Origin of the sequence: Neiella litorisoli, from assembly GCF_014773395.1 — a bacterium.
GTDB classification, from domain to species: domain Bacteria; phylum Pseudomonadota; class Gammaproteobacteria; order Enterobacterales; family Neiellaceae; genus Neiella; species Neiella litorisoli.
Window position 1 is genome coordinate 35384 of the sequence record NZ_JACXAF010000025.1, and the last position, 14428, is coordinate 49811.

Below are 14428 nucleotides of genomic sequence, written 5' to 3' on the forward strand. Positions count from 1 at the left end.
ATATTGCCAATATCGTTGTTAGAATGAGGGGCCGCTCGTTTCAGCCGCCGAAGTTGATTTATTATCTATCGATGGCGTGGCACTGACAACCGTGCTTATACCTCGATATCTGGTATAACGTATCATCACTCGTTTGCAATCAGAGATCCCATGCCACTTAGCCCGCAACAACAAGACGCCATTTGTCAGGCATCAAACTGTCGTCAAATTGAGGATGTCGCGCTTATTCAATCGTTGTGGGCAGAGCAGGGCGAGCTGGTCCGGCTCATCTTACAACCGAATGGTGGCGATAACACCGCGAGGCAAACTCTGATCGTCAAACAGATCCATTTTCAGTCTGCGGTTAATCATCCGCGGGGCTGGAACACTCAGCGCTCCGACCAGCGTAAGCGTCAGTCCTACGAAGTTGAATTGCATTGGTATCGTCATTTTGCTGCGCTCGCGCAGCAGGCCGCAGCGATGCCGTCATTGATATACTCGGAGCTGACGGATAACGGCGCCTTGTTAGTGATGGAAGATTTGGCGTCTGATTTTCCAATTCGCTTCACTCAAGGTCGAGACGACCGCCCAGATCAGTGCCAGATTGAAAGCTGCATCCGTTGGCTGGCAGCATTCCATGGACAATTTATTCATCATGCAGAGCAGTCACCACTAGCCAGCAAGTTATCTTACCTATGGCCAATTGGCGGTTATTGGCACCTACAGACCCGCCCCGATGAATATCAGGCGATGGCCGTTGGCCCCTTGAAACAAGCGGCGAAGCACCTAGATGCGCTGCTGCAGCAATGCCCCTATCAAACCTTGAATCACGGCGATGCCAAGCTGGCTAATTTTTGTTTTGCTGAAACAGGCCGCTCGGTCGCGGCAGTTGATTACCAATACGTGGGTGTCGGCCCTGGGGTAAAAGACTTGATGTTGCTGCTCAGCAGTGTCATGCCCGATGAGCGATTGTTGGCCGAAGCGGATGGCTTAGTCGATTACTACTTTGAGCAGTTGCAGAGCGAGTTGCAGGCCAAGCAACCAGCAATTGATGGCGCAGATGTGGTGCGCCACTGGCGGTCGCTTTATGCCGTTGCTTGGGCTGACTTCCATCGCTTTTTGGCTGGCTGGAGCCCTAAGCATTGGAAAATGGGTAAGTATTGCCAACAACAAACCGAGCGGGCATTGATTATGGTTAATGGTGCGGTAGAGCAACAATGATGAATCGCCAGCAGCTTCAGCAATTGATGACAGTTGCGACTGATGCCGCCTATCAAGCGGGCCAGTATATTGCCAATGTTGACCGCCGCTCCATTGCAGTGATGACCAAAGCAGAGGGCTACAGTGCGGCGTCTCAAGTAGTCACCCAAGTTGACCTCACTTGTGAAGCGATGATCTTGAAAGCTTTGCAACCTTCAATGGCGGCGTTTGATATTGCTTTTCTCGGCGAAGAAAGCGCATCTGATTATGCCATCGCTGAACACCCAAGATTGTCCAAGCCCTATTTTTGGTGTGTCGATCCCCTTGATGGCACTTTGCCCTTTACCGAAAACGTGCCGGGCTATGCGGTATCGATTGCTTTGGTCAGCCGCAATGGTGAGCCCTTGTTGGGGGTTGTTTACGATCCGGTGAGCGCCACTTTGTATCAAGGCATGAACCCTGCTGTTGCGCTAGGAGAGCCGGCATTATTGCTACGGCAAAGAAAGACTTGGCGGTTGGCGAAAGAGCAAGCGCAGCAACCGCTCAGCGTGTTCTTTGACCGCAGCTTTACTGCTCAAGACGAATTCCCAGCAATTAAAGGCGCCATGAGCGACATCGCTGCAGCGTTGGGCTATGCCGGGATTAAGTGTTTTGATCAAGCCGGCTCGGTGATGAATGCGGTCAATATGCTGGAGCGAGCGCCAGCTTGCTACTTCAAATTTCCACGTGCTAAACCCGGCGGCGGCAGCTTGTGGGATGTCGCAGCTACCGCAGCATTAGCGAGTGCTGGTGGTGCTTGGGTTTCCGATATGGATGGCCAGCCACTCCAACTCAATGCCTCCGATACCTTGCTAATGAATCGTCGCGGCGCTTTGTATGCCAGCAATGAAGCGATAGCGCGGCAGGTCATGCTGGTTTATCAGCAACACCGTCAATCAGCGGCCAAATGACTCAAGGTCGATGTTGTAGTCTGCGACTACTTGCTGCATTTGCAGTTTCTTTTGGCCGGCGGCAACTGCCATTACCTTGGCGGTGACATCCTCGATCTCGCCTTTGCTAATGCCTGTTTTTTGGGCTTGTCCTAAATAGTAGTTCGTGCAGGGAGAGCAATTCATCGCCATCGCGGCAGCAAGTCCAACAAGCAGTTCTGTTTTGCTATCTAAATGTTCATTGTTGTGCGTGGAGTGATAGAAATCTTGGTAAGGCTTTTGGTGTTTTCCGAGCATATCAGCTCCATCTTCAAGCAAAGGAATAATGTCGATAGGCACCATATAAACACAAACTCAGTATTCTATTTATGTATTAAATCAACAGGCTCTAGCAATCGCCTGTTGACTGGTGTCATCGCATGCTGCTGGCCAAATGCCCATGCAGTGATCATTAAAAATGGCCACAAGCCATAAATGGCGCTTTGACAGTAGTAATTTAGAGCAACAAAAGTAGTTTTTTAAAGTCGCCAAGCATCCTCAAACGGTAGCTTCACGCTATCGAAAAAATAGCGCGCGTAACCAAAGCTTCACCTCACAACAGCATGAGTGAGTTAAGTCGTTGCTGCGTGCTTACCTTAACCATTGAGGAATAGTCGAATGACCGCAAATTTATCTCGTCGAGATGCTCTGAAACTAGCTGTCGCAGGGGTTGTGGCAACCAGCGTTGGTTGTAGTTCAAACGCTGAAAACTCACCAGCTAAGTCGGTAGCAAAACCTAGTCAACCTATGCTCGATAAATGGGCTAATACCCTCGATAGAACTTGGATTGGTGGTGAGTACTGGGCCAATCCAATGGAAGATTGGCATGTTAAAAATGGTGGTGTTGAATGCAAAAGTAGTGACGGCAACCGCAGTGTTCATTCGTTAACACACCGATTGACTGATGCGTCGCAAGCGTTCGAGGTTAGTGTTGTGGTGCAGCAACTTACTATTAACCACAATGATGGTGGTGCCGGTCTGCGCCTAGGTATCAATAACGAAATTGACGAGTACCGAAGCAGTTGTTTTGTCCAGCGCGGCCTTGATATCGGCATCATTGATGGCCAACTCTTCGTTGCTGGTAAAACCATTTCCCTCAATCAGAAGATCAACAAACAACCGATCAAATTACAGGTTCAGGCAACGCCACAGTATGGCGCGGTGCTGCTTGATGTCAGTGCCAGCCTGGCGACGACAAGTAAACAACTTGGCCAATTAAGTCACTTGGTTCCCGCTAATGAAGTGCTGGGGAATATCGCTGTCGTTAGCAACTTTAAATTGCGCTCTAAAGCCGGCCAGCGTGGTGGCCAGTATCGTTTTACCGACTGGACGCTCTCAGGCGATGCGTTTGATGTTAATCCTGAGCGCAAGTTTGGTCCGATTCTTTGGACCATGTATACCCTTAGCGACTCCAGAACGAGTGATGGCTTCGTCATGAAGATGAGCGTGTTCACCGGGCCGATGGGCCATCAGGACAACCATGATGTTGAACTGCAGGTGAAACGCGATAATCAGTGGCAAACGCTGGGACAAGCAAAGTTAGATCCCGATGCATGGGTAGCAGCGTTTCGGATCCCACACTGGCCGGAGAATTTGGCACAGCCGTTTCGGGTCAGGTACGTTGAAAAACATCGTGATGGCAGCACCACGCAAGACAGTTATAGCGGTTTGATTAAAGCAAATCCAACAGGGCGACCGTTAAGAATGGCGGCAATGACTTGTCAGAACGATTACAGCTTCCCTTATGCGCCGGTCGCAGAAAATGTGAAAAAGCTAGAGCCAGATTTGGTGTTGTTTTCGGGCGACCAAATTTACGAAAGTCACGGCGGTTTTGGCATTATCAGAGAGCCATTTGAACCGGCAATTCATAACTATTTGCGCAAGTTCTATCAGTTTGGTTGGGCATTTCGAGAGGTGATGCGAGACGCGCCAACCTTGTCTTTACCCGACGATCACGATGTCATGCAGGGCAATTTGTGGGGGAAAGGCGGCATGGCGAAAGAGCATCCTGAACTTGATCCCACCGCATCCTATATGGGGGGATATATCGGCTCTGTGCGGTTTGTCAATGCGGTCCATAAAACCTGTATCAGTCATCACCCTGATGCTTATGATCCGATGCCGAATTCAACGGGGATCAGTTGTTACTACGGTGACATGGTGTATGGCAACGTCGGCTTTGCGATTTTGGCTGACCGGCAATGGAAGTCTGGCCCAGAGCAGGCGGGCGTTGTTGTGGGGAAAACCGGCATTGATGAAGATCCCAACCTTATTAACCCGAAGATTAACCCGCCAAACCCTCAGTTGCTGGGGCAGCGTCAGGAGCAATTCCTTGCCGAGTGGGCTCAGGATTGGCGTGGTCATGAATTAAAAGCCGTGATCAGCCAAACCGTATTTGCGGGTATTTCGACACATCAGCCGTCACCGCAGCGTTATCTAAAGTATGACTTTGACAGCAATGGCTGGCCGGGACCGGCAAGAGACAAAGCAGTTGCCGTCATGCGAGAAACTAAGGCGCTCCACATTTGTGGGGATACCCACCTGACATCACTGGCGCAGTATGGTGTTAAAGCGCAGCGCGATAGTAATTGGTCGTTTTGTACGCCAGCGATATCTGCCGGTTGGCCCCGCTGGTGGTTACCAGACCAAGTGGGGATCCCACACCAAAACAGGCCGCGACATGGCTTGGCGCAAACTGGTGAGTTTATCGATGCGTTTGGTAATAAAATGTACGTCTATGCGGTGGGTTTGCCAGACGTTGGTCAGTCGAAGAATCGTTACGTCAAAGCGCATGAAAAGGGCAGTGGCTTTGGTTTTATCATCTTTGATACCCAGCAGAAAACCTACGATATTTACGCTTATCGGTATTTAATCGATGTTGCCGATGGTAATAGCAGCAATCTGTTTGATGGTTGGCCTGTGACTATTCATCAAGATGAAAACATAGGCCTGAACCGGTTGAGTTAACGCCGTCATGTTCTAGCGTTCTCGGATTTTGCCTGGGCTTGGTATTGTTTTGGGGTCAAGCCCGTGTGCTTTTTAAACACAGTAGCAAAGTAGTTGGGATTGCTGAATCCAACGTCATAGGCCGTTTGGGTAACCGTCGATGTCAGCAGCAGACTCTGGGACTTCTTGATTCGTACTTCAGCTAAATATTGATTGATGGTTTGCTGAGTTGATTTCTTAAATGTTGCCATGAGATACGAGCGGCTAACATTGAGCGACTCAGCAATGGAGCTAATCGATAGTTCCTTGTGGTAATAAGCAAGAATATGCTTCTTGGTGCTATCAACAAGCGGATTGGTCAATTCAGTTGCTTGATGTTCACGATAGTAAGCTGCTAAGCGACAGGCCTGTTCGTTTAATACGGAGAATAATTGCTCAGGCGACACGCTGTCGTCGACTTGTTGTCCTTTTTGCTCGAGAGCTGAAAGCAAGGTTGCATCACCGTGCTGTAAAATTGCGCTGTCGTACATGAGAAACAATATTTCTCGAATCCGAGCTTTCAATATATCCAATTGCTCGTTGGCAAAGTCACTCAACTCTTGCTGCAGTTGTTCGCACGTCTGTGGGATCAGCCCTAAACTCGCCGTTTTGATTTGCTCGAGCAACTCCGCTTGCAGGCGAAAGGGGTAATTTTCATTAATCTGTTCGGGATATAAATCGACCATCGATAATGCGTTGCCCGATGAGGCAAACTGCGCGCTCGCCAGTCTCGACTCATGGCTATAGTTTCGCTGCAACTGATCATTGGTTTTTTGAATATCTGAGAATGCTGCCCAAGCCCAGATCAGAGCCGTCAAGCTAGTGCCGACGTAATACACAGCCCATGCTTTAAACACGATCCCTAGACAGATGAAGAAACAAAAGTTAAGGGCACCAATGATGTAAATATTCGCCTTACTGGCTTTATTGTTGTGTGCCAGCAAGTGCAGGCATGGCAACACCAGTATTGCCATGATCAACGCGACGTGGCTGTAGTAAACGTGTTCTGCTGTCAGGCCGAGTTGCTGCCAGTTAAAGACAGGGGCGATGTCAAAGTAGGTCTTGGGGTAGGTCAACTCAAAAGTCAGTAGATGAAACGTTGCCCAAGCAAATCCCAAGCAATAAGGCAGCAGATGCTTCCAGCGGCCCAGCGATACGCCAGACTGAATGTAAAGCGCCTGAGTCAATGCTGGCACGCCAACAGCAAATAGCAAAAAATTGCCACTCAGGTGAAAGATGACTTTACCCTTGTCGAACGGCAGCATACTGACAACGGGAACCGACAAGTAAATGATGAGCGTGCCAATAAATGTACTGTAATAGGGGTATGATCGACCAATGCGTTCTCTGACCAAGGTGAAATAAACCTGCACCATTGTGAAAATCACGGCGGCGGCGAAGGTCACAACACCGACAGAGAACATGTGCCAGCTTAGTTGCATCGAATTACTCAAAACAGTGTCGGCAGACGCAATCATTGACGCCATACCGAAGTGAAACAATCAGAAACTCAAAGCAAGCTTCAATCGATCTCAACCTTCTCTTTGAACTCGCACAAGTCTTCGATAATGCAGCTGCCACATCTGGGCTTTCTAGCAAAGCAGGTGTAGCGGCCGTGCAGAATAAGCCAGTGATGGACATCGACTTTAAATTCCGCAGGTACCACCTTCAACAGCTTCTGCTCAACTTGGTCCACGTTTTTGCCCATGGCAAATTTGGTGCGGTTGGAAACTCGGAATATGTGGGTGTCGACGGCAATGGTTGGCCAGCGGCAAGATAATGAAGGTAGATATCCGTTAACGTCCGAATTGTGTCAATAATTGCCGATCCGTTAACTCCAAGTCAAGGGCGCTAGATATGCGTAAAGCCCTCCTTCGCCATGATTGCTTTGACGGAACACTAAACAGGCGGTGACCCTCGATGAGTAGTTCGTTGCTCTGAACTCAAATGGCGCTTTCGCCACACGACAGCCTATCAATACCTCATGAACACTTTTTAAAAAATTGAACTTTGTTGTTCACCAATAAAATGTGTCAATTTTTTTTGCACTATGTGTTTTTGTCTTAGTTTTTGTTAATTAAAACAGATGGTTAATGTTGGTGTGGCTTTTGCATTTATTCAGGGCGAATTGAAACACATGCAGGCTAAAGGGCATTAAAATTAATATGAGTACACAAGCGATAATGAAGACGTTAAGGGTTTTATTGGGCTTTTCGGTAATGTTTTTTGGCTCTGCACAAGCGAGTTTGATAACGACAACTGAATTGGGAACTGATGGCGTTATAGAAATATCAGAGTCAATTGCTTGGGTTCTTTCTTCTGGCTCAAATGGTGTCGAAACCTCTAATTACGGTATTGTCTTTAGAGGTCACGATAGCGTTTCAGAGCTTGATACTCTTTCATTTTTGAGTGGAAGCGTTACATTGACCATCAATGGTATTAGTTCCTCTTTGAGTGGAAATGGTTATGTTTCAGTTCTGGGGGCGGGCAACTATGCGGGAAATGACATTAACGAGAACGACTCTTTCGTATATTTTCAATTTCCCTCTATTTTTGCCGCTAAAGCAGGTGACCTAGTAACTCTAAGTGCTGGAGAAATCAGATTCGCTGGACAAGGTGCTGAGGTAATAACTAGTCAAGCGAACTTCGTAGGTGAAATTTTTCTGATATCAAACTTCCCTTCGGAAGGTACAAAGATAGGTCAATCTGTCAAAGTTGGGACTGAAGTGCCAGAGCCAGGCTCACTACTTATTATGGCGTTGGGGCTAGTTGGTTTAGCGTATAGACGTCGTATGTGATTGGGGACGGCGATAAAATCAAAATTCATTAATTTTGAACGAGATATCGCCGCTGCTCGAGCCTCTTTAAGGCAACAAAAAGGCATTACAAATGTCATTGAAGGTAAGAACAAAGCTCCTTTCGTGGCAAGCAGCTAATCAACTTTATCCTTAAATTCACACAAGTCTTCGATAATGCAGCTTCCACATCTGGGCTTTCTAGCAATGCAGGTGTAGCGGCCGTGCAGAATAAGCCAGTGATGGACATCGACTTTAAATTCCGCAGGTACCACCTTCAGTAGCTTTTGCTCAACTTGGTCGACGTTTTTGCCCATGGCAAATTTGGTGCGGTTGGAAACTCGGAATATGTGGGTGTCGACGGCAATGGTTGGCCAGCCAAATGCGGTGTTGAGTACCACATTCGCTGTTTTGCGGCCAACGCCCGGTAGGGCTTCCAGTGCTTCGCGGTTCTCTGGCACTTCGCCATTGTGCTTATCAAGCAAGATCCGGCAGGCTTTGATGACGTTTTCCGCTTTGGTGTTAAACAAGCCAATGGTTTTGATGTATTCCTTTAGGCCTTCAACGCCCAAATCCCAAATTGCTTGTGGTGTGTTGGCAACAGGAAATAGCTTATCGGTTGCTTTGTTGACACCAACATCAGTTGCTTGAGCCGACAAGGTTACGGCAACTAGCAGCTCAAACGGCGTCGAAAAGTTTAATTCAGTGGTCGGCTCGGGGTTGTTGGCTCGCAACCGTTCGAGTATCTCGCGGCGTTTTTCTTTATTCATGATAATGGTTCGTTATTGTCGCGGTTATTCTGCAGCGCCACTAACGCGCACTCGTTCAATCTTGGCCGCTGGTTGGCTTTTCTTAGCGCGTTCTTGAGCGGCACTATCAATGATGTTTTTCAGCGCAATGATAAATCCCATCACCAAGAATGCGCCAGGTGGTAGCAAGGCAATTAAAAACTCATTGTCGTAAGCGAATAATTCAATGGTCCAGCTTGTTGCAACAGGCCCGAATAGGCTGTCAGAGCCGCTGAGTAGAGTCCCTTGGCCGAGCAGTTCGCGAATCGCACCAATAGTAACGAGGACCAAGGTGAACCCCAATCCCATCATGAAGCCATCAACAGCGGCAGGCACAACAGGATTTTTCGAGGCAAATGCTTCGGCACGGCCAATAATGGCGCAGTTGGTGACAATAAGTGGAATGAAAATACCTAACGCCAAATACAGATCGTAGGTATAGGCATTCATCAGCAGCTGAATGGCAGTGACAAACGCGGCAATGATCATGACAAAGACTGGAATGCGGATTTCTTTCGGGATCCATTGACGAACCAGCGACACCGTGACATTCGAGCCGAGTAGCACCAAGGTCGTAGCAATCCCCAAGCCCAGCCCGTTGATCACTGTTGAAGAGACCGCCAGCAATGGGCAAAGCCCCAACAGTTGGACCATGGCGGGGTTGTTCTTCCAAAGCCCCTGCCAGCTGATTTCTGCTAATTGTTTCATCATTTAGCCCTCACAGTCCGGTTGTCTTGTCAGCAATTGTGCGGAATTGGCCTGATAAAACAGCACTGTTTTTTGCACTGCGGCGACCACCGCGCGGGGAGTAATCGTAGCCCCGGTAAATTGATCAAACTGGCCGCCATCTTTGCGAACAGCCCAATTGGGATCTTTACGGTCGGCAACGGTTTTTCCGATGAAACTATCGATCCAATCACTCTTGCGGCGCTCAATTTTATCGCCAAGGCCAGGGGTTTCCTTGTGTTGCAGCACCCGTACGCCCAGCACTTCGCCTTCAGTGTCGATACCAACAATTAGCTCAATGCGGCCGGTGTAGCCATTGGGTGCAGTCGTCTCAATAGCCACGGCAGTCGGGGCGCCATTAATGGTTGCCAAGTAAGCATGGTGTGGTGTTGCTGTGCCCAATAAATGCTCATCTTCAACGGTAAAACAATGCTGCGCTAGGTTGTTGTCATGGAGCGTTTCGGGGATGACCTGATTGAGCACTTTGAATTTATTGTTGAGTTCAGCTTCAGCGATGTCTTCGGCGGTCAACACAAAGGTGCCCGCAACTAGCCCTGTGCAGATCAAGGCAAAGATGGTTAGCACCAAGCCATTATGGGAAATCGGATTCATCAGCGAGCCTCCTTATGACCATAAGTTCGAGGTTTGCTGTAATGGTCGATGAGTACCACACACATGTTGGCTAGAAGTACGGCGAAAGCAACGCCATCAGGGTAGCCACCCCACGTTCGGATGACATAAACCAGCAGGCCAATAAGCGCGCCGAAAATCCAACGGCCACGAACCGTCGTGCAAGCAGACACCGGATCAGTGGCTATGAAAAATGCGCCGAGCATGGTTGCACCGCTAAACAAATGCAGCAGCGGAGAGGCGGTGCCATCGGGGGAGAAGGCGAAACCGATGGCCGAGCAGACAAATAAGCTGATCAGCATGCCGCCGGGAATTGCCCAGCTGGTCACGCGGCGGTAAATCAAATACAAGCCGCCCAGTAAAAAGGCCAGATTAATCCACTCCCAGCCGGCGCCAGCAAAGCTACCAAACACCGGCTTGAGCATACTCTCATCTAACGTTAGGCCTTGGTGCAAATCGGTTTTGACGGTATCGAGTGGCGTTGCCGCAGCAATACCATCAATGGTCATACGAACTTGTTGTAGGCTAAAACCATCAGCGCTAAAGCCAGTGAATACCAGTTGCAGGCTATCCCAGACACCAACAGGATGTTGGCTCAGAGCCGCGACCGGTTGCCAGCTGGTCATTGCCACGGGAAAAGAAATCAGCAGCAAGACGTAGCCTGCCATTGCCGGATTGAATAGATTGTTACCAAGACCGCCGTATAGGTGTTTCACCACGCCAATGGCGAAGACTGCGGCAATAACCGTCATCCACCAGGGCAAAAATGGCGGCACTGCGATGCCGAGCAGCACACCGGTCAACAAAGCGCTATGGTCGCCGGTAATTCGCAATGCTGGGCGATTGCGCATGATCATAATAATCGCTTCCGTGCCCCAACAAGTGGCGGCAGCCAACGCGATCTGAATCAAGTTGCCATAGCCAAAAAAGTAGGCCTGTACCAAGATGCCAGGGATACAGCAGAGGATAACCATGCGCATCAGCTCATGGGTTTTCAGCGATTGTCGGGTAAACGGAGAACTCAACAAATTCATTGCTCGGAATCGTCCTGTGCTGCTTGTTGGGCGCGCTTGGCTTTCGCTTTGGCGACCGCTTGAGCGATGCGCGCCGCTTTATCTTGTGCTGGCTCTGCAGCGCTCGTCGGTTGTGGCTTCTGATCGGTATCCGTTGCCTGTTGTGCTTGGCGCTTGGCTTTGGCGCGCGCCACATCTGCCGCGACTCGGGCGGCTTTATCATCAGCTGCGGGCTGTTCTTCGGATGGCGCAGTTACGGCTGGCTTAGCATCACTGTGCTGGGCCGCATCGCGTTTGGCTTTCGCTCTAGCGACTGCGGCGGCAACTCGCGCCGCTTTGTCGTCAGCTGCATTGCTAGCTGTAGCTGCTAATGGCTGTTGTGCATCGGGCTCAGTACTACTCGCTTGCGCCTGTCGCTTGGCCTTCGCTCTGGCAACAGCCGCTGCCACCGCAGCTGACTTGTCGCTCGCGCCATTGCCGCTGGCTGAACTGCTTTGCTTCTGCGCTTTTTTCGCTCGCGCCTCGGCTTTGCGCGCTTCTCGCATTGCGGCGACATCACTGTTGTCAGGTACGGTTTGGCCGGCGGCATCGATCATGGTTTTTTGTGGCTGCTGACTGGCCTTTTTGGCTTTTGCCCGAGCCAGAGCGGCGGCGACTGCTGCGGATTGCTTGGTGGCGCTGTCTGGGCTTGATTCACTGGCTGACGAAGACGGTTTGTCAGCCATGGCTTTTAACCGCGCTTCGGCCGCTTTTTTGTGTTTTTCCGCGCGCGCTTGTTTTTCTTGTTCTAGACGCTCGTTTCTGGCTTCAAAGCGCTGCTTGGCACGTTCGGCTTTTAATTGTTCTTGGCGGCTGCTGCGGATCATGGCTTTGGCTTGTCGGTACTCCAGCACCAGTGGTATTTCACTGGGACAGACATAAGCACAAGCGCCGCATTCAATGCAGTCAAATAAGTTATGTTCGTTGAGTTTGTCTTGATCTTCTGCCAGCGCGTACCAATGCAGCTGTTGTGGCAATAAGTTGGCAGGGCAGGCTTCGGCACAAGAGCCGCAGCGAATGCATGGCATTTGCCGGTCGGCTGAAGGCAACTCGTCCTGACTTGGAATAATCAGGCAGTTGGTGGTTTTGATCACCGGTGCTTCTGCGTGTGGCAGTTGATAGCCCATCATGGGGCCGCCGACAATCACAGGATCCAGTTGATCTAGGCCATGATGATGCAGTAGCGCATCAATGGGCGTGCCCAGCAGTACCCAGTGGTTGGCCGGTTTCAGCACTCGGTTGCCAGTGATCGTGACCACCCGAGCAATCAAAGGCTCATCCTGATAAACCGCTCGGGCCACTGCGTAAGCGGTGCCAACATTGTGAACGACAACACCGAGATCGGCAGGGATACCATTGCTTGGTACCTCTTGGCCGGTGATGATCTGAATCAGCTGACGTTCACCACCCGATGGGTATTTCGCTGGGATGGTGCGTACTCGCACTTGCTCCCAATCAGCACAAGCCTGCTCCATTGCCGCGATGGCTTTGGGCTTGTCGGCTTCGATCGCAATAATCACCACTGGGTTGTTCAGCAAGCGAGCCATTAGCTCAATGCCGGCAACCACTTGCTCGGCGAGAGCCTGCATTAGGGTATCGTCAGCGCTGATATAAGGCTCGCACTCGGCACCATTAATCAGCAGTAGTTCAATCGGGTTGACTGGGGTGAGCTTAATCTCGGTGGGAAAGCCTGCGCCACCCATTCCTGAAATGCCGGCGTAACGAATCAATTGCAGCAGATCGTTATCCGATAAGGTGCTGGCATCAGCCACTGGCTTGCGTTCGCACCACGTATCCAAACCATCGGTGCGAATAGTCAGCGATATTTCATTTAATCCTGACGGGTGATTCGATGGGGTTTGACCGATGGCTTCGACGATACCGGAAGTCGGTGCATGCACCGGAACAGCCATGCCATGAGTGGGCTCGGTGAGCAATTGACCTTTTAAAACGTGATCGCCCACTTTAACAATCAAATTGCCCGATTGGCCGATATGCTGACGGATTGGCACTCGCACAAATGGCGGGATCCAGGCGGGTTGGATCGGCAGTTGCCGACTTTGCTCTTTTCGATATTCAGGAAAAACGCCGCCGGCGTAATCCCACAACTGGTCGCTGGTGAGGAGCTTTTTTACATCAATCATTGGCATCCACCACTTTGACCGGAATAGATTGCATTTGCCATTGCCAAGTTTGGATGGTGGGTTGCACCGGTAGCATATCAATGCAGTCAACCGGACATGGGGCGACGCACAAATCGCAGCCAGTGCACTCGTCGGCAATGACCGTGTGCATTTGTCTGGTGGCGCCAACAATGGCATCGACCGGGCAGGCCTGAATACATTTGGTGCAGCCGATGCACTCGTCTTCACGAATGAATGCTACTCGTTTGATGTCTGGGCCATCGTGAGCATCATTCAGTGGTTTGGCTTCGCGACCTAACAAGTCAGCCAGTTTTTTGATGGTGGCATCACCACCTGGCGGGCACTTGTTGATTTCATCGCCATCGGCAATAGCTTTGGCGTAAGGCTTACAGCCAGGGTAGCCGCACTGACCACATTGGGTCTGCGGTAAAATCTGGTCGATTTGTTCAACGATCGGATCTTCATCGACCTTGAATCGAATGGACGCATAGCCCAGCGCAAGGCCAAAAATGAGTGCCAGCGAGCCGAGAGCGATTAGCGCAAACAGAAGCGTCGTCATTAGATTTTCACCAAGCCGGTAAAGCCCATGAAGGCCAAACTCATTAAGCCTGCGGTGATCATCGCAATGGCGGTGCCTTTGAACGGTACCGGCACATCAGCCGCAGCGATACGTTCGCGCATGGAGGCGAACAAAATCAACACCAGAGAGAAGCCTGCTGCGGCGCCAAAACCATATAACAGTGATTCAATGAAGCTGTGCTGTTCATTAATATTGAGCAGTGCGACGCCAAGTACGGCACAGTTGGTGGTGATCAGCGGCAGGAAAATACCGAGCAATCGATAAAGCGACGGGCTGGTTTTTTGGACCACCATTTCGGTGACCTGAACGACCACAGCAATCACTAAAATAAATGCCATAGTGCGCAAATATTCGAGTGACAGCGGGATTAAAAGATATTGCTCGACCAGATAGGAGGAGGCCGACGCCAGTGTTAACACAAAGGTCGTGGCCAGCGACATTCCGATGGCTGTTTCCAGTTTGCTGGACACACCCATAAATGGGCAAAGCCCAAGGAATTTCACCAGTACAAAATTGTTAACCAGTACGGTCGCAATGATCAGTAGCAGGTAGTCGCCCATGTTCCCCCATGTCAATCCGTT

The 14428-nt window shown here is 50.2% G+C and carries 13 protein-coding genes and 1 pseudogene; 4 read left to right on the forward strand and 10 right to left on the reverse strand.

Annotated elements, in window-relative coordinates:
* Window positions 1–150 precede the first annotated feature (150 nt).
* Window positions 151–1200 (forward strand): phosphotransferase, encoded by a 1050-nt coding sequence (locus IC617_RS16100; RefSeq protein ID WP_191146013.1) that lies wholly within the window; start codon window positions 151–153, stop codon window positions 1198–1200.
* A complete protein-coding gene (locus IC617_RS16105) occupies window positions 1197–2129 on the forward strand; it encodes a 3'(2'),5'-bisphosphate nucleotidase CysQ family protein (RefSeq protein WP_191146014.1) in 933 nt (310 codons plus the stop codon). The genes IC617_RS16100 and IC617_RS16105 overlap by 4 nt, the downstream gene beginning before the upstream one ends.
* Here IC617_RS16105 and IC617_RS16110 read toward each other — a convergent pair.
* Window positions 2115–2405: a carboxymuconolactone decarboxylase family protein gene (locus tag IC617_RS16110; protein ID WP_191146015.1), complete on the reverse strand. Its 291-nt coding sequence runs from the start codon at window positions 2403–2405 to the stop codon at window positions 2115–2117. The genes IC617_RS16105 and IC617_RS16110 overlap by 15 nt on opposite strands.
* 360 nt (window positions 2406–2765) lie before the next feature.
* On the opposite strand from IC617_RS16110, the gene IC617_RS16115 reads away from it, so the two are divergent.
* Entirely contained in the window at window positions 2766–5114 is a 2349-nt protein-coding gene (locus tag IC617_RS16115; RefSeq protein ID WP_191146016.1) for an alkaline phosphatase D family protein, read from the forward strand.
* A gap of 5 nt (window positions 5115–5119) precedes the next feature.
* Here IC617_RS16115 and IC617_RS16120 read toward each other — a convergent pair whose 3' ends face one another.
* Together IC617_RS16120 and IC617_RS16125 are read right to left on the reverse strand one after the other, a co-directional pair.
* Window positions 5120–6574, reverse strand: coding sequence for an AraC family transcriptional regulator (locus IC617_RS16120; RefSeq protein WP_191146017.1), 1455 nt, complete (start codon window positions 6572–6574; stop codon window positions 5120–5122).
* A gap of 80 nt (window positions 6575–6654) precedes the next feature.
* Window positions 6655–6900 (reverse strand): annotated as a pseudogene (locus IC617_RS16125) (iron-sulfur binding domain-containing protein); the annotation flags it as partial.
* Between the two features lie 397 nt (window positions 6901–7297).
* On the opposite strand from IC617_RS16125, the gene IC617_RS16130 reads away from it, so the two are divergent.
* A complete protein-coding gene (locus IC617_RS16130; protein WP_191146018.1) occupies window positions 7298–7930 on the forward strand; it encodes a PEP-CTERM sorting domain-containing protein in 633 nt (210 codons plus the stop codon).
* A 134-nt stretch (window positions 7931–8064) separates the two neighbouring features.
* Here the strand turns inward: IC617_RS16130 and nth are convergent, their stop codons facing one another.
* Genes nth through rsxA form a run of 7 tightly spaced genes read right to left on the reverse strand, consistent with a single transcriptional unit; the run spans window position 8065 to window position 14407 of the window.
* Complete coding sequence (gene nth / locus IC617_RS16135) at window positions 8065–8697, reverse strand: endonuclease III (protein WP_191146019.1); 633 nt, start codon at window positions 8695–8697, stop codon at window positions 8065–8067.
* Window positions 8698–8721: 24 nt separating this feature from the next.
* Window positions 8722–9423 carry an electron transport complex subunit E gene (locus tag IC617_RS16140; protein WP_191146041.1) on the reverse strand — a complete coding sequence of 234 codons (702 nt, stop codon included), beginning with the start codon at window positions 9421–9423 and terminating at the stop codon, window positions 8722–8724.
* 3 nt (window positions 9424–9426) lie between these two features.
* On the reverse strand, window positions 9427–10056 hold the full coding sequence (gene rsxG, locus IC617_RS16145; protein WP_224746081.1) for an electron transport complex subunit RsxG: 630 nt from the start codon (window positions 10054–10056) through the stop codon (window positions 9427–9429).
* On the reverse strand, window positions 10053–11105 hold the full coding sequence (gene rsxD / locus IC617_RS16150; RefSeq protein ID WP_191146021.1) for an electron transport complex subunit RsxD: 1053 nt from the start codon (window positions 11103–11105) through the stop codon (window positions 10053–10055). Before rsxD ends, rsxG begins: the two co-directional genes overlap by 4 nt.
* A complete protein-coding gene (gene rsxC, locus IC617_RS16155; RefSeq protein ID WP_191146022.1) occupies window positions 11102–13267 on the reverse strand; it encodes an electron transport complex subunit RsxC in 2166 nt (721 codons plus the stop codon). The genes rsxD and rsxC overlap by 4 nt, the downstream gene beginning before the upstream one ends.
* Window positions 13260–13826 (reverse strand): electron transport complex subunit RsxB, encoded by a 567-nt coding sequence (gene rsxB / locus IC617_RS16160; RefSeq protein WP_191146023.1) that lies wholly within the window; start codon window positions 13824–13826, stop codon window positions 13260–13262. Before rsxB ends, rsxC begins: the two co-directional genes overlap by 8 nt.
* Entirely contained in the window at window positions 13826–14407 is a 582-nt protein-coding gene (gene rsxA, locus IC617_RS16165) for an electron transport complex subunit RsxA (RefSeq protein WP_191146024.1), read from the reverse strand. Before rsxA ends, rsxB begins: the two co-directional genes overlap by 1 nt.
* Between the last annotated feature and the right edge of the window lie 21 nt (window positions 14408–14428).